Here is a 16343-nt window from a genome sequence, read left to right on the forward strand (position 1 = left end):
CATGGATCTGCCGGTCTTGGTTTCTCGGACGTCGGCACCCCGCAACTACAGGGCATCGATAGAAAGCATGTATCCCAAGGCCGAGAGCTCCGTCGCCGTATAGCTCGTATGCGGGCCGATGCCTGCCCCTGGATACAGCGAGCACACCATGTCCTTTTCGTGGCACAACGCTGCCGTTCGAGACGTCACTGATGTCGGAAGCGGACCTGCCACGTCACCGTCAAAGAGGCCCAGCGGCGACCACACGCCTCCGCTAAGCGTCTGGGCAACCGTGGGCGCATACACGGTGAGCTGAGAACCGTCGTAGGAGGCGCTCCTCCACCAGTCCTCCTGAGCGTTGGGGACGCGGCCGGGGTCGGCGACAAAGGCCACTCCCGCGACTCGCGACAACATGGTCGAGTCAGACTTTGCGAGTTGCCGCAAAGCCAGGTGCCCGGCCAACGCACCTTGCGAGTAGCCCAGGATCAGGAACTTGGTCGAGGGGCAGTCCCGCTGCTCGCGGTACATCCGTGAGATCAACTTGTCCACTCCGTCGTAGATACTCCGGGTGTAGTCGTCCGGCCAAACTCTCAGGTCGACGACCGGTACTGGTAGAGCCTGATATTGCACGGCGACCTGCTTTACGGACGACGTCTTGTACTTCTTGAAGGCGTCAAGCACCTGGCCGTTGTAGTTGCCGAACCCGTCAGTCTCGCTGCTGAATGACGGGGTTGACCATCCGGTCAGTAGACTCCAGTTTCCCTGCGGCGCTTCAGCCGATCCGCGAAGACCAAGCGCCACGTAAGTCGTGCAACGGGTTGAGTTGTCCGTAGGAACGGTCTGCGCTGGAGAGGTAGCAGGTCGCGGCGGCGCGACGTACCCGACCCACGGCGTATATACGACTCCTGTGCCCTGGACGTCGCTTGCATCTGGTCCAGTTGACGCGCCCCAATCCACGTTCCGGGCATCTACGTAGTCGCCATTCGAGACCACGCCCGAGGAGCAGTTAGCGATCTTGCCTGAGATGGCTGCAGATCCTCCGGAGTATACGTAGAGAGCAGTTGATGCGTATCGCACCTCTGTGTTCTGGAGCTGGGCGGACCCTCCGGAGTTGACGTAGATCCCGTACCAGTTGCCGGCGGCGGGGGTGGTGGCGGTGCCGTCGGCGTTGGTGTCGTCGTCGCGCAGCGAGGTGAACACGACGGGGCTGGTGGAGGTGCCTGTGGCGGTGAGGGTGCCGTTGACGGTCAGGCTGCCTTGGTAGGACTTGACGACCTGTCCGGCGGCCACGGTCATCGTGACGCCGGTGGGGATGGTCAGGTTCGAGGTCGACCAGGAGCCGTCGCTGATTTGCAGGGGGAGTCCGCCGAGGGGGACGTTGAGCGCGGAGGTGACCGTGCCGGCTAGGGCGATGGTGTTGCTCTTGCTGCCGGTGCCGGTGTTGCCGCGCAGTAGGGCGCCGTCGAGCGCGTCGCCGTTGACGCGGATCGCGGTGGTGTTGCTGCCGGTGCCGGAGCGGGTCACGGTGTTGTTGCTGACGTTGGGGACAGGGATCTGGGTGCCGGAGCCGGTTGGGGTTCCGGTCGCGTCGATCCAGATGCCGGTCGAGTAGGTGTCGGTGACGGTGGTGTCGGTCACCTCGATCGTTGAGGTGCCGGCGTTGAGGCCGGAGCGGTCCACGTCGGCCGAGATGCCGTTGCCGGAGCTCGATCGGACAGTGCCGTGGCGCACGACCAGCTTGTCCATGTCGGTGCCGTTGATGCCGGCGCTGGTGTAGGCGACAGCGGCGTAGTCGAGGGTGGCCGAGCCGTGGGAGTTGACGTAGATCCCGTACCAGTTGCCGGCGGCGGGGGTGGTGGCGGTGCCGTCGGCGTTGGTTCGTCGCGCAGCGAGGTGAACACGACGGGGCTGGTGGAGGTGCCTGTGGCGGTGAGGGTGCCGTTGACGGTCAGGCTGCCTTGGTAGGACTTGACGACAGTGCCTGCAGTCACTGTCAGTGAGGCCCCGGCGTTCACTGTGACCTGACCATCCAGGACATAGGTTCCCGCACAGTCCGGGGCCCAGGTCATGTTGGATGCGATCGAACCGGAGATGTGCTGTATGTCCGTGTAAGACGTGCCGCACGACGTAGGTGTCGTGTAGCTGAACTGGGTGGCGTTGCTGGCTGTGGTGGTGCCGCCCGGGGTGGTGACGCTGACGGTGACGGCTCCGGCGGAGCCGGCAGGGCTGGTGGCCTTGACCTGTGTCGAGCTGACGACCGTGAGGTTGGTGCCGGCGATCGTGCCGAACTTCACGGCGGTTGCGCCGGTGAGGTTGCTGCCGGTGATGGTGACGACAGTGCCACCGGTTGTGGGTCCGGTCGTTGGCGAGATCGAGCTGGCAACCGGCGCGGCGGGCGTCGGTGTCGTGTAGCTGAACTGGGTGGCGGTGCTGGCTGTGGTGGTGCCGCCCGGGGNTCACGGCGGTTGCGCCGGTGAGGTTGCTGCCGGTGATGGTGACGACAGTGCCACCGGTTGTGGGTCCGGTCGTTGGCGAGATCGAGCTGGCAACCGGCGCGGCGGGCGTCGGTGTCGTGTAGCTGAACTGGGTGGCGTTGCTGGCTGTGGTGGTGCCGCCCGGGGTGGTGACGSTGACGGTGACGGCTCCGGCGGAGCCGGCAGGGCTGGTGGCCTTGACCTGTGTCGAGCTGACGACCGTGAGGTTGGTGCCGGCGATCGTGCCGAACCTCACGGCGGTTGCGCCGGTGAGGTTGCTGCCGGTGATGGTGACGACAGTGCCACCGGTTGTGGGTCCGGTCGTTGGCGAGATCGAGCTGGCAACCGGCTTGCTGCCGGTGATGGTGACGACAGTGCCACCGGTTGTGGGTCCGGTCGTTGGCGAGATCGAGCTGGCAACCGGTGCCGCGACGGATGTGACCGTGCGGGTGGGGGTGTAGAGCCCGGCGGCCGTAGTGGTGGGAGCGACGTAGAGGCGGTAGTACCAGGTGCCGGCGGCGGGCAGGGTGTAGCTGATCTTCGCGATGCCGGTCGTGCTGGTCGCAGTGGTCGACAGGAGCGTCCACGACGTGGAGGTCGAGGGCCGGCGCTGAAGCTGGACGCTGCGGGTGGTCGTGGTCGTCCCGGTCTTCACGGTGATGGTGTTGCTGACGGGGTATCCGACTGCCGCGGTCAGCGCGGTGCTGGTCCACCCAGACACGGTGGTCGCTGTTCCGGTGATGCTCTTGACCGTGCGGGTGGGGGTGTAGAGCCCGGCGGCCGTAGTGGTGGGAGCGACGTAGAGGCGGTAGTACCAGGTGCCGGCGGCGGGCAGGGTGTAGCTGAGCTGCGGGTGGTCGTGGTCGTCCCGGTCTTCACGGTGATGGTGTTGCTGACGGGGTATCCGACTGCCGCGGTCAGCGCGGTGCTGGTCCACCCAGACACCGTCGTGGTTGAGAGCGACGCGGCCACGTTCGCGTGCGGCCCAACCAGGGCCGCGACCGCGGCCAGGAGTGCTGCCAGCCACCGTCGATGTCTAATTGGGCCTCTATTCGCGGTCCGGCCCGGTGCTGCCAACGGCGCGTCTGTGAACTTAAGGCGCATGAGTCGCTCTCCCCTGTACCCCTGTAGCGGCCGTTGCCGCGAATGAGCCGAACTTATGGCACTGGTCATGGGCGGGTCAGCGTTTCGTCGCAAGAAAGCCCACTCGTCTTAAGAAGCACACAATGCGTTCAAGGACGCTCGTGTATGGCTGAAGTCTTTTGGGTCACCGAGTTGCCGACTCTCAGGTTCCGACGGAGTTCCCTTTCGTCGAGGTCCAAGAGGAGTGACGCCCTTGCGACGCCCGAGACCTCCACAAGAACACGCTGCGCCTCGAGGACCTCCGATTCAGCCTTCGCGGCCCTGAGTGCCATGCGTGCACGAGTCCGCTCCGCTTGCTCGACCAAGCGCAACGCGTCGGACTCTGCGCGCTGAGCTGCGAGGAGTCGCTGCCGTGCCGTGCCGTCTACGGGGTAGCTCATAAGTTCATCCCTTCCGCTGTGCACGGCACACCGATGCGCTGGGTCACCACTGGCTCGGCCTCGCTGTCGCTGTGACACACGTAAGCCATTCGGGCGAGGTGTCGCCGTCAAACGACGCGGGTCAGCAGCTGCGAAGACAACCATTGCTGGACGAGGGCGCCGTCGTCCTCGATCACGTAGGTGACAAGTGCCCACCAACCGTCATCGCGCTTGGCCCACTCCACGATGAGGCCTGGGTGTGGCCCTGGAGATCCCTGCGGCCCGCTGACCCAGCAGTGCCGGCGCGCTGGTGGCGGCATAGGAATGGGATGTTTATGTCCCCTTCCAGATCCGCCCGCCATGCGTCTAGTGTGTCGCATGATCGAACATGTGTTCGCATGCCAGCAAAATGTGGGCCCGCCGCCCGCAGAGGGGTACGAGCGCCGGCACGGCCACAGTCCGGCCCCGGCCTGTTCCCGACGCGCCCGCGTTTCCTCGAGGTCACCGCGCCAGTCCACTCGCTGAGGCAACCCCAGACACGACTCTGGCCGGAACGTCCAGCCAGGCCCCGTCCTCCCTTGAACTACGACGAGCCGTTCCCGCCCGCCTAGCCCACGGCTGTCCTTAAGCAGTCGATCCTTCGCGCCACACGTCTGGCACCAAGGTGGAACCCGGGTCCGGCGGGTGCCCCGCGCGCGGTGTTGGCTCGGGGTGACGATGTCGATCCGCCGGATGACGCTGGGCTCGGGCTACCGCTACCTGATGTCGTCGGTCGCTCGCGGCGATGCCGCTGGCCGGACGGGGTCACCGCTGTCGTCGTACTACGCCGAGCCCGGCACACCGCCAGGGCAATTCCTCGGTTCTGGGCTCGCCGGTCTTGACGACGGCCGAGGCATGGATCTGGGTTCCATCGTGAGCGAGGAGCACCTGTGGCGGATGCTCGGCATGCTGCAGGACCCGGCCACCGGGCACCCGTTGGGCCGAGCTCCGGGGGCTGAGCGGACGGCATACCTCGACGCTCTGAACCGCCCGCGGAAGGCGCCGAAGATGGTTGCTGGGTTCGACCTCACCTTCAGTGCGCCGAAGTCGGTGTCCGTGGCCTGGGGCTTGGCCGATGAGGTCACGAGGCAGCGGATCTACGCCGCTCATGTGGCCGCGACGGAGTTCGTCATCGGCTACGCGGAGCGGACGGTTTTTGCGACGAGGACGGGCCGCGGGGGAGTGGTGTCTGAGGATGTGCGTGGGGTGGTCGCCGCGGCGTTCGATCATTGGGACTCACGGTCGGGGGATCCGCAGCTCCACACCCACATCGTCGTCGTGAACCGTGCTCAAGCGGTGTCGGACGGCGGCTGGCGGACGCTCGACAGCAAGACGCTCTTCCGGGCGGCGGTGGGCTTGTCGGAGCTCTATAACGGCGTCCTGGCCGACCTGGTGACGGCGGATCTGGGTTACGGCTGGGAGCCTGAGCAGCGTCGGCACTCTCCGGCGGAGAAGTGGGAGGTCGCGGGCGTGGGCGAGGCGCTTCGTGCCGAGTTCTCGCAGCGCACCACCGAGATCGACGCTGCCAAGGACGCCCTGGTCGCCCATTTCGTCGCCGCTCATGGACGTGAGCCGACGGCGCGTGAGGTCTTGCAGATGCGTCAGCGGGCGACATTGGAGACGCGCCCGGACAAGGAGCTGCGCCCGCTCGGACAGCTCATCGCCGGCTGGCGAGGGCGCGCCGAATCGTTCATCGAGGGTGAGCCGGTCGCGTGGGTGGCGGGCTTGGCGGGACGAAACGATCTGCCGTTGCTGCGGGCCGATGACTTGGCGCCGGGGATGCTCGACGAGGCGGCCAGGGTCTCGCTCGAGGTGGTCTCGGGCAAGCGCTCGACGTTCACTCGCGCGAACGTTTTCGCGGAAGCGCTCCGTCAGATCCAAGGCGTCCGCTTCGCGTCGCCGCAGGATCGAGCGGTTGTCGCTGAGGGGATCGCGGCTCTCGGGCTCGATAGAGCAGTGGCGCTCACTCCTCCGGAGGTCGGCTACGTCCCTGACGAGCTGCGGCGGGCGGACGGCACGTCGCGGTTCCGCCCACGTGACTCGGAGCAGTACACGACTCAGGCGCTGCTCGATGCCGAGGAGCGTCTGCTGGCGGCCGGTCGCGCGGCGGATGCTCCGGTCGTCGATGAGGCCCGCGCCGCGGACGTCTGTGCCAAGGACCTGCCAGGCCGTGGCCACCCTCTCTCGGCTGAACAGTCCACTGCCGTATGCCGTGTCGCCTCGTCTGGTCGGGCGCTCGACGTGCTTGTGGGTCCGGCAGGAGCGGGAAAGTCGACCGCCATGGCCGGTGTGCGCGCCGTGTGGGAGTCGCGTTTTGGACCGCGGTCGGTGGTCGGGTTGGCGCCCTCGGCTGCGGCCGCAGACGTGCTCGCCGAAGCGGTCGGAGTGCCGACGGAGAACACTGCCAAGTGGCTCGCCGAAGCGGCACGGCAACCGACTCGCTTGGCGGAGCTGGAGGGCGTGAAGGTCGCCTTGGATCGGGCAAGTCCGTCCCTGCGGACCCGGTCCCTGGCCCGGCGAGCACGACAGCTCTCAGCCGAAGTGGACAGGTGGGGACTGCGCGCAGGACAGCTCGTTATCGTCGACGAAGCCTCCATGGTGGGCACCCACGAGCTTGACTCGCTCACCGCATACGCACGCTCCGCCGGAGCCAAGGTGCTGCTCGTCGGGGACTGGGCGCAGCTCTCAGCCGTAGCCGCCGGCGGCGCCTTCAAACTACTGGCCACCGACCGCACCGACCCGCCTTCGCTGCTTGACGTGCGACGGTTCCGGCACGAGTGGGAGCGTGACGCCTCCCTTCGGTTGCGGACTGGTGCGAAGGGGGCAGCGGCGGAGTACGCCCGCCGAGGTCGGGTCCGCGGCGGGGACCGGGACACGATGCTCGACGAGCTGTTTGCCAACTGGACGGACGACATCACGGCAGGCCGGCGGTCTCTGATGGTGGCCGCTGACACCGCAACCGTGGCCGATCTGAACCGTCGCGCCCGCGCGCAGCGAGTAGCTGAGGGGGCGGTCACAGGGGCCGGCATCACCCTCGCGGATGGGACCGTCATTGGTATCGGCGACGTCGTCGTGACGCGCCAGAACCAGCGGGACCTCGGCTCGTCAACGACGTGGGTGAAGAACGGTGACCAGTGGGTCGTCGACGCCGTCGCGGATGATGGAGCGCTGACCGTCAGACGTCAGACAGGTGGGGGAGTCGCGTGTCTCCCCGCTGAATACGTCTCTGCTCACGTTGAACTCGGATACGCCACCACGGCGCACCGCGCTCAAGGGCGGACGGTCGACACGGCGCATGCTTTCGTCACATCGAACACGATGCGTGAACCCCTGTACGTCATGGCAACTCGTGGCCGTGAGAGCAACATCCTCTACGTCGATACGATGTACGACCCTGATGCAGGTACCTCTCACCAAGACCCCGACGTGCTCGATCCGGTGGTCGTTCTCGACCGGGTTCTCGAGCAGTCTGGCGCCGACCTGAGCGCCACTGAAGTTCGCGCGAAGGAGGCGGCCGCTGTCTCCAGCCCGGCACGATTGGCCGCAGAGGGTGCCGCGGTTTCTGCCGCGCACCGTGCCCGCCGCTACCCGCAGGTTCACGGGATGCGGGCACCCAACCGCGAGCTTTGACGGTCGGACGAGCGTTCCGGGACACGCGCCGCGTGACGCAGGTCCAGCTCAGTTCTGAGTTGCACTAACTGGACGGGAGGCTGACGTCAGCCCCCGTCGACGCGCATCCGGCTGGCCGCGCATGCGTGCGGGTCGGGGACCGGCACGCAGATCGCGCCTCAGGCGGTCTGGTCGTCCAGTGGGGCCTCTCCGGCGTTCTTGCGGACAGACTCGATGCCGTTCAGGGCACTGGCCTTGCTCTCGTACGCCTCGCCGGTCGCGATGACCTGACCGTTGCTGGCCTTGAGTCGGAACCGGTACTTCCCCGCAGCGTCCTTGTACAACTCGAACTTGCCCGCCATCGGATGCTCCCTTGCCTGGGCGACGTTGACTGACTGAACGGTACTTGCTCCAGAGTGGCGATCGTCGCGACTCGCCGTCCAGCTGTGGGACTTGGGCACAGCACGAGAGAGGCCAGGGAAGAGCCGGTGTCGTGAGTCAGCCGTGCGTGCCTAGCCGGCTTGACGCGCTACGGGGTGACCAGGGGAGGCGATGCTCGGCCTGAGCTACGGTCTGGCCAAATGGACCCAGAGCACCGAGGTCACGGTCCTCGGCGGGCCGACCTCCTTTGAGGGGTGTGGCCGGCGGCGTGGGGCGGCTCTCCCAAGGCATTACGGCGGCGCAACTTGCCGGAACCATCGGCGAAATGCCCACGGGGATGTGGCTTCTGCGGCGTCCTTACGCGTGCGGACGCCCCAGGACGTGTTCATGCGCTGAACGGTCACTGGCGCGATCGAAGGTTCAAGCCGGGCCTGCTGCCCTCGAAGCCGCTGCGGCTTCGGAGAAGTAGGAGAATCCGAGGCGTTGTAGGCACAGCACGCCAAACAGCGTCACCTCATAGGTCGTTCCGGGGTCCCATGGCCTAATTTCAGGGTTTCGCACTCTGGTGAGGAACGACTTGACTGTTAACCGGGGCGGGTCTTTCTCTTGGATGAGTCCCTCTCGTTCAAGGACCGAAAGTACGGGGCGCGATACATCAGGACTCAGATCCTCGTCGCGGGTCTTGGTTCCAAACAGCAGCCTGGTTACCTTGCGCACGGTTACATCACCCGACGGATTCGCGTGGGCCGTGGCGAGAACTCGGACGTGGACGGGATCGAGGCTGGCAAGTGCCTTGACGATGAGCAACTCGTAGTCCGCCTTTGTGCCGTCGTCGAACCCGTTCGCGAGACAAGTCGCCAAGGCCCTAATCTTCTCCTCGTCGCCCGCGTTTGCCCCGGCCTGAACGGCGTTCTTGAAGAGAGCTCTCTGGGATGGGTTGTTGAGGACTTCCTGCACGAACAACTCGAGGTCAACCCCACTTTGATCGGAGGCGATCTGCACAACGGCCGCCCCGTTGGCCTGCTGCCGCCCGACAATCTCGTCCCACGCCCGACCGACTAATTCAATCGTGCCAGGCGTGATGGCGGCACCGATGATGCCTCCTACTGGCCCACCAAGCAGGGCGCCGACGGCGGCTCCCGCCGCGGTGCCAGCAACCTCCACTCCCTTGGACCGCCCCTTGCTCTCAGGCATGTTCAGAAGGGTGGCATAGATTAGCCCGGCGCGCTGCAGCGGCCGCGTGCGTACTACCGTGGGGTGCTCGCCCCGAACGTAGGCGGTGTTGACGTCGGCGAGGTCTAGCCGCTTCAGGAGCACCGAGCCGCGCAGCTGCTCAACGAACGCGAGGACGCCCTGATGGATGTCGACCTCGTCGCTGAGTGTGCCCACGTGACAGGCGAAGGCGTCGGCCGAACACTGCCAACGCAGGCTACGGTGAGAACGCGAGCAGCGGTGCAGTGGCACCGGGGGCAGGAACGGTGAAACTGGCCACGAACATGACGACTCCCTTCTCGATGAAGAAGGACCGTGCAGGGCCGTGGAGCCACGAACGAGTCCGACCCACCTGCCCGAGACGACGAGCCCTGCCGATGCCCGCGTCCGGCGGCGCATGGCTGAACCCGCTGACTCGCGGTGGCACGGTGAGCCGGCAGGTGTGCGCCGATGGGCCGGGTCGAACTGCTGCCTGGCCCGATAGGCCCTCGCTACAGAGAGGGTTCTGGCAACCCTGCAGCGAGGTTCCTGGTGAGGGTTTCAGCCCTGTCCCGGTCCGGCAGCCCCACCCACGCACACAGTGACGTGCTGCCCGCACGTTCGCTGGCCGTCGCCTCGGCTGACTTACTGCTTCGGGCCGTGAGCGAGCGGGACCTCGAAGGTGTCGTTGCCGTGGACGAGATCTTCCAACGCCGCATTGCGCTTACGTTCATCGTCCGCGGTCTCCGCCGGCACCAGTCGTAGCTGGTCGTACATCCGGAAGCGGTTCAGGTGCAACCACGCTGAGAACGCGCGGCCATACGCGTCCGCGGCGACAACGGATCCACGGTAGGAAAGCCATCCTCCAGCAAGTGGGACCAAAGCCAGAAGCAGCCACAAGCCGTGGGGCCAGAAGGCGATGAAGGACAGGCCCGTGCAGACCACGCCGACGAACGACATCCGGACTGCCAAGTCTAGGTCGCTTCTCTGGTCCACGACGTAGGCGTTGTGCGCTGGGTCCGCGGAAAGCCCGATGTGCGTCGCCCACTGCAGAATCGGGAGGTTGACCGCTCGTCCCGCCAAGGTCTCGTGACGTCGAAGCACGTTGCCCAGTCGTGTCGGCATCATGTCGACCAGGTCCGACGGGTAGATCAAGAGAGCTTTCCGAGCCGTGTCGACCTTCAACTGCAGCTCGACGACGGAGCGTGCGACGGAGTCGTTGTCCGGCAGTGCGGGATAGGTCAAATGGTCAAGAAGCTCATCGCCCAGCGCGTCGTGCCTCTCCTTGAGCCGGTGGACGGCCCAATCGGCGGTCCCCGTCATCGTCGCCCGGGACTTCAGATGCGCCAGGACGCGGGCAGCCGCCAGGCGACGGCCGAGATGGCCGAAACCCCAGTAGCCCTCAAAGGCCTGGACGATTGCCGTCTGAAGAGGATGGGTCACGACGGCCGTGATCCACGCCGCGACCGCGATCGCGATTGCATGAGACGGATGTGTGATCGGGTTGACCGATCCCAGATGTGACAGCTGAGGAGGTCCGTGAAACGGGTCAAGAACCAGGATCAGGTAGACCCACAGGACGAGTACCAGGCTGGGGATCGTCGACACGATGCCGAAGTACCGCCCGATCGACGAGGACGTACCGAGGGTCGGTTCCGTATCGAGCGCGCCCACAGCACCTACGCTTCAGCGACGGGCGGACGTACATCATGGCCACCAGAACAGCGGTACATGGTTCCACGCCGTTCGAGCGTCTTCGTCTCGTGACCCGCACGGGGACAGCGAAGCGTCCCGTCGGATAGCTGCTGAGCCGGCGGCGGTGCAGACGTGGCCGATCGATACGGAGAATGTCCGTATGGCTTGTGATCCGGCGTCTCGACCATTGTGGCAACCCCTTAGGCCCGTAATCAGATTACGGACTGCACCTCGGCGCGTCGATAGCCGCGGCGCGCCAGTCCCCCGCACCCCAAGTTCGCTGCGACGATGAGCTCATGACGGACCCGGCGGCCACGAGCGGGCACAGCGCCTCCCCGGCACCCGCCGAGGCTGCGCCAGCGAGTTCAGCCCCGCCCGCAGGTTCACCAGACCCCTCGACAGCCCAGCCCGCAACCGCACCGGATGTCGGGTCAGCCGACCCGAGATCCGCGCCACCAACCCCACCACCAGCGGCCCCACCACCGGAGCCGGACCAACCCGCGTCACCACGGTCCCTGTGGTTGTGGCCGGCAATGGTCACGGCAGCCATCGCGCTCATAGGGCAGTTCCTAAACGCCAGGAGTGCAGCAGGCGCCATTGCCGTCGCGGGCGCCGGAGCCTCCGGGGTCCTGATAGCCACGGCAGCCCCGCGCAAGAGTCGACCGTTCGCCGCCGCCGCCGGAGTCATCGTCGGCATTATCGTCCTCCTCGTGCTGTGGGCCCAGCTACACAAAGTCCTGCCCGACACAGCTCCCACGGACCAGTCGACATCCGGATCCACAGCCACCCCGCCACCAGCGACCTCGACACCACCCACGTCGTCCACGACGAGCGGCTCGCCGAGCCCGTGACCTCGAACGCGACACGCATCCAGCACCTCGTCCCTACCTGTGGCCACGTCAACGAACGGCTGTCGGCGGTGAGTGAGAACCTCCATCCATGGATTTCGCAGATCTCGTCGAGGTGGGTGCGCGGCGGACGCCACGCCGCACTTTGCGCTGGTTGGCGATGCTGACCATCCTCGTCCTCGGGCTGGCCCCCGCCGTGCGTGAGAAGGCCATCGCCGCGTGGACCGGTCATGAGTCCCGGCAGCTCATGGAGCGGATAGGGCCGGTCCTGCCAACGCCTTCAGAAGGCATCGAGCGGCCGTGACGAGCGCACAGCCACTTCCACCGCCAGACGCGCCGGGCATTCCCTCGCCGCCAAGAGCTGAGCGCGACCGTTGCGGCGTCCCCGTCAACCTCCTCGGACAGCACCACGAGGACTTCTACAGCATCATCGGCAGGATCATAACGCTGTGCTCCCTGCTAGACGAGCGCCTGCACATACTCGATGCACGCCTGAAGACCGTCGATGCCCCGCGCGCAGCCCCAAACCTGAACGCCGTGATCAAGTCCTGCTGGGAACAGCTGCCGACCGTAGCCGACGAGAACTTGCGCGCCGCACTGGAACTGCTCCTGGACGAGTCAGACCGATACCGGCACACCCGCAACGACGCCGCCCACAGCCTCTTCCCCGCGCAAGCCGACGGAACCGTCGTCTGGTGGCGCCAGGACGGCAACCGGCTCCAGACATTCGCCCCTGGTGCGGCAGCCGGCCCTGCCGACATCGCGACTGAGGACCCATACCGGCCGACCACGCTCGACGGGTGGCGGAATCTCGTTCGCCAGCTCGCAGACCTCGTCGTCGCAGCCGACTCCCTGACGTGGCGCCTATCAGCGAGCACTTGAGGTGCCACGCAGACCAACCCGACCGAGCCGGCACTTGCCTCGACACCTCCACAGCTCGAGGCCCTCGCTATGTGGCGACATCCTGCGAGACGCACTGAAGGGTGCGTCAAACGGCCGCAAACTGAGCACGCTCCGCGCCACTGACTCGCGCCCGACCCGCTCACAACCTCAATGTCGACAGCCCACCCCAGGGCGCACCTCTTCCAGCCCGGACCGGGGCCAGCACAGGCCGACTGACGCGACCAACCATCGACGTCAGCGAGCCCCGCCGGCCGCTAAGCGCGCGCCCCGCCGGCCGCTAAGCGCGCGCCCCGCTGATCGATGATCGCCTCCACGTAGCCGCGCACTCGCTCTCGCTCAAGCCCGGACAGAGACCGGAGCAGCTCATCCAACTCAGGCGCCGTCACCGCCGCGCCCCGACGCCGCACGACCGGTTGAAGCCTCTCAATCATGGGGACACGCACCTCGAACCGGTGCCTGAACCCGGCTGAGCGCCGACCGTTCGTGTGACCCCAATAGCATTCGATCACCGGCACCGGGACGAACTCCCGCCAGTGCCGTGACTCCTCCGCTTCCTCGTGCGCGGTGAGCGTCAGGCCCTCCTCCATCTCTTCGACATGCAAGGGTTCGTAGTAGAGCGGGTCCACCCCGATCCCGGCGTTTGGAAGGGCCCTCCGAAGGACCGTCGTCATCAACTCCGCGAGCCGATAGATCGGCTCCAGGTCTGGCCGCGTTACAAGCTCCTTCGCGATGCTCGCGCTCAGCGCGTCGGTACCCAACCGCTCACCCGCGACGGCATAGAAGACGCGGCGGTCACCGACGAGGACCTCGCCCTGCGACAGCCACCACAGCTCGAGAAGATCGCCCGGCTCGACCTCAAGGGCGTGGGACCACGCCTTGATCTTTGGCTCCTTGAGAGCTCTCTGGCCCTTCTCCACCTGCGAAATGGTTGCCACCGGCGCTCCGATCCGGTCCCCCACCTCACGCATGGAGACCCCCGTCCGCACCTGTCGGATCATCGCCAGGAGCTGCCCGAACAGCACTGCCGATGGCGTCCCCCGCCTCATATCACTGTCCATCCACTCATCATAGCCGCACGCAGGTTGTGGAAGTGAGTTAACCTGGCTTAACGCAATGTGCCTTGACGCATCAGCCTGATTCATATGCTTCACCAGAGATTGGAACCACATGGACAGCTCAGCTTCCGCCCCCCAGCCCCCCGCGACGCAAGTCAGCGCGGTCACCCCGTTATCGCAGGGACAGGCGATGACCCTGTGCGTCGTCGCCGGTCTGCTCGGGCTTGCGGCGGTCGGCGCGCTCGCCTGCAAGGGCGGCTCCCTTAACGTCAGCCCTAGCCAGGTCACGTTGACGGTGAACTCTCGCGCCTAGGTGTACCCGGTCATGACGTTGGTGACAGGCGGCTGACGGGTGGGAGCCCTTTCAGGGCGGTGTGGCGTCGTCGAGTGTTGTAGTGCTCGAGCCAGGGTGCAGGGGCGGCGGCTCGTTCGGCGTTGGTGGTGAACACCTGTCGGTAGGCCCATTCGGTGGCTGGCGTGCGGTTGTACCTCTCGACCTTCCCGTTCTGCCACGGGCAGTCTGGCTTGATGAACTTCTGCCTCGCGCCGGCCGCGGACACGCACGGAAAGCGCGGCCGTGGCGGTATGCGAAGGCGTTGTCGGTCATGACCCGTTCGATGCTGGGAATGCCGTGTTCAGCGAAGTAAGCCATGGCTCGGGCCAGGAACGTGGCGCAGGTTATGGCGGTCTCGTCCGGGTGGATCTCGCTGTAGGCCAGGCGGCAGTGGTCATCGACCATCGAGTGGACGTAGAGACAGAGATGGACCAGTGCAATCGCACAGGGATCGCACGACTCGCCGAAGCGCGCGCCGTGAGTCCAAGACGTTTCCGCAGGTCAGCGGCCTTTGCGAACGCTCCTCCGCCCGACGTCTTGTAAACAGGTGGCGCCGGGGCGGGTGCCCGCCTCGGCTCCGTGCACGGCCGTGGTCCCGATCGCCGCTCGACTGCCCACCGGACACTCGGAAGCGCCGGGACACGACTGGACGCGCATGGCCACCGATGTACGTCGGGATCGCAGGGGCATCGCAAGTCGAGACAGGAGCCGCTAACTGGGGCGCCTGCAGTAGATGTCGGCCCAGGCATCCAGTCGGAGCCGAGGGCGTGACTCATGGCCCAACCCTGGTAGAGCAACTCGGCGGCTTCGTCCTCACGGCCCCAAGGAGTTCGCAGATCGTCCGTCACGCTGCGTTGGTCGGACACGCACGGTGGGGGTTGGCATGCCTTCCCGATCGTCCCGCAGGTGCGCGCAGTGACTTCTCGTGCGCAGGACGACGGGGCGTGAACCGCCGGGTGACCCACCCGTAGGTAACAGGTCGACATGACCGAAGTCAGCATGCATCGGCCCGTAGCCGGGCAAGAGGTGTCTCGACGTCAAGACGTCGTGCGATGAGTCGTGCGATAACTCGCGGCGATCACCGGCGTGTCGCGGTCAATGACGGGCACTCGGCCGGGGGCTGGGCGAAGCACGCAGCGTCGCAAGGAATGACGAAACCGCAGGTCAGAGGCTTCTGACCTGCGGTTTCGGGTTGTGGCCAGGGGCGGGGTCGAACCGCCGACCTTCCGATTTTCAGTCGGACAGCGGCGCCAAACACCCTGCCGAGTTCAACGGTTGCGGCACGACTGGCAGACCCCAGCCGAAGAGCTCTCGTGAGTAAGGGGCCGGGGGAGGGTCCGTCCCGGACCCCCTCAATCGTGGGCCCAACTTGGGCCCAACGGCCTGCACGCGGTGCCCACATCCACCTTCAAGAGGGTCTCGCTGCTCGCCAGCGCGAGCTCGCGAGGTGACCTCAACCGATCTGGGGGTCAAGGGGTCGCAGGTTCAAATCCTGTCAGCCCGACCGAACGACGAAGGGCCGCACTCTCCACGGAGAGGGCGGCCCTTCGTCGTGCCCTCGCTCGCGTGCTGGTCGCGCGTGCCGTCGACGGGGTCTGAATCCGCTTGTTGTGCAAGGTGTCCCGGCCGTCACTGCAAGGTCTCCGCCGTGGCCACAAGCAACCCGCAAGGTATGCGCAACGTTGTCCGAGGTGCCCCTGAATCGGCCGAAACGCGTGTCACTGTTCCCTCAGCAGCACACCAAGAACCGGTAAAGCCACTCGAGGGAAGGTCATGGGGATCACCATGCGCACTCAGAAGAAGTCCAGCTCCAAGAAGAAGAAGTCCGCAGCCTTCCTCGCAGCCGGGGTCATCGGCCTCGCGACCGCCGGCGGCGCCTACGCCTACTGGACGAGCCTCGGTGGCGGAAGCGGCACGGCCTCCACGCGGGCCGGCGCCGACAACGTCTTCCTCGTCACCGGCGGCAGCGCGACGGCGATGTTCCCCGGCGACTCGGCGCAGACGATCACGGCGACGGTCAAGAACACCGGCACCGAGAACTACAAGATCCAGGCGGTCAAGGCCTACGTCACGACGAACAAGTCGAACTGCGACGGCAGCGACTACAAGCTGAACGGCGCCGTGGCCCCGCTCACCGAGGCCACGGCCGTGTCGCTCTCCGTCGTTCCCGTCGACCTCGCGCCGGCCGCGACGACGACCGTCGACTACACCCTGCAGTTCAACAACAAGGCGACGAGCCAGGACGCCTGCAAGGGCGCCACGGTGACCATCAACTACGTCGCCAGCTGAGACCCCGAAGGGGTGGGACGCCGCATCGACCCCGGCGCCCCGCC

Annotated in this window: 10 protein-coding genes, 1 tRNA gene and 2 pseudogenes; 4 read left to right on the forward strand and 9 right to left on the reverse strand. The window is 66.4% G+C overall.

Translation table 11 applies throughout. The features are described 5' to 3' along the window. Positions 1 to 45: 45 nt before the first annotated feature. From ASE25_RS23470 to ASE25_RS23810, 3 genes and pseudogenes are all read right to left on the reverse strand, one after another. Positions 46 to 1725 (reverse strand): cutinase family protein, encoded by a 1680-nt coding sequence (locus ASE25_RS23470; protein ID WP_235508645.1) that lies wholly within the window; start codon positions 1723 to 1725, stop codon positions 46 to 48. Continuing rightward, the gene (locus ASE25_RS23805; RefSeq protein ID WP_369793484.1) at positions 1614 to 2351 is read right to left on the reverse strand and encodes an IPT/TIG domain-containing protein; all 738 of its coding nucleotides are present in this window, start codon (positions 2349 to 2351) and stop codon (positions 1614 to 1616) included. Before ASE25_RS23805 ends, ASE25_RS23470 begins: the two co-directional genes overlap by 112 nt. Before the next feature lie 84 nt (positions 2352 to 2435). Beyond that, positions 2436 to 3480, reverse strand: a pseudogene (locus tag ASE25_RS23810) (IPT/TIG domain-containing protein); the annotation flags it as partial. Between the two features lie 1192 nt (positions 3481 to 4672). Here ASE25_RS23810 and mobF point away from each other — a divergent pair. Continuing rightward, the gene (gene mobF / locus ASE25_RS11715) at positions 4673 to 7624 is read left to right on the forward strand and encodes a MobF family relaxase (protein WP_235508663.1); all 2952 of its coding nucleotides are present in this window, start codon (positions 4673 to 4675) and stop codon (positions 7622 to 7624) included. A gap of 158 nt (positions 7625 to 7782) precedes the next feature. On the opposite strand, the gene ASE25_RS11720 is transcribed toward mobF, so the two are convergent. From ASE25_RS11720 to ASE25_RS11730, 3 genes are all read right to left on the reverse strand, one after another. After that, positions 7783 to 7965 carry a YegP family protein gene (locus ASE25_RS11720; RefSeq protein ID WP_056825511.1) on the reverse strand — a complete coding sequence of 61 codons (183 nt, stop codon included), beginning with the start codon at positions 7963 to 7965 and terminating at the stop codon, positions 7783 to 7785. Positions 7966 to 8404: 439 nt separating this feature from the next. Next, a complete protein-coding gene (locus ASE25_RS11725) occupies positions 8405 to 9373 on the reverse strand; it encodes a hypothetical protein (protein WP_056825513.1) in 969 nt (322 codons plus the stop codon). 447 nt (positions 9374 to 9820) lie between these two features. Further along, entirely contained in the window at positions 9821 to 10849 is a 1029-nt protein-coding gene (locus ASE25_RS11730) for a hypothetical protein (protein ID WP_056825516.1), read from the reverse strand. 960 nt (positions 10850 to 11809) lie between these two features. Here ASE25_RS11730 and ASE25_RS11735 point away from each other — a divergent pair. Both ASE25_RS11735 and ASE25_RS11740 read left to right on the forward strand, forming a co-directional pair. Beyond that, positions 11810 to 12022: a hypothetical protein gene (locus tag ASE25_RS11735; RefSeq protein ID WP_056825518.1), complete on the forward strand. Its 213-nt coding sequence runs from the start codon at positions 11810 to 11812 to the stop codon at positions 12020 to 12022. Next, positions 12019 to 12600 carry a hypothetical protein gene (locus ASE25_RS11740; RefSeq protein ID WP_056825519.1) on the forward strand — a complete coding sequence of 194 codons (582 nt, stop codon included), beginning with the start codon at positions 12019 to 12021 and terminating at the stop codon, positions 12598 to 12600. Before ASE25_RS11735 ends, ASE25_RS11740 begins: the two co-directional genes overlap by 4 nt. 275 nt (positions 12601 to 12875) lie before the next feature. On the opposite strand, the gene ASE25_RS11745 is transcribed toward ASE25_RS11740, so the two are convergent. The 3 genes and pseudogenes from ASE25_RS11745 to ASE25_RS11755 form a co-directional block, all read right to left on the reverse strand. Beyond that, positions 12876 to 13679 carry a helix-turn-helix domain-containing protein gene (locus tag ASE25_RS11745; protein WP_056825521.1) on the reverse strand — a complete coding sequence of 268 codons (804 nt, stop codon included), beginning with the start codon at positions 13677 to 13679 and terminating at the stop codon, positions 12876 to 12878. Positions 13680 to 13999: 320 nt separating this feature from the next. Next, positions 14000 to 14427, reverse strand: a pseudogene (locus tag ASE25_RS22400) (integrase core domain-containing protein); the annotation flags it as partial. A gap of 778 nt (positions 14428 to 15205) precedes the next feature. Then, positions 15206 to 15274: transfer RNA gene (locus ASE25_RS11755), tRNA-Phe, on the reverse strand. Positions 15275 to 15795: 521 nt separating this feature from the next. Here ASE25_RS11755 and ASE25_RS11760 point away from each other — a divergent pair. Continuing rightward, entirely contained in the window at positions 15796 to 16299 is a 504-nt protein-coding gene (locus ASE25_RS11760; protein ID WP_157623401.1) for a hypothetical protein, read from the forward strand. Positions 16300 to 16343: the final 44 nt, after the last annotated feature.

This window comes from Terrabacter sp. Root85 (assembly GCF_001429185.1).
Taxonomy (GTDB): domain Bacteria; phylum Actinomycetota; class Actinomycetes; order Actinomycetales; family Dermatophilaceae; genus Terrabacter.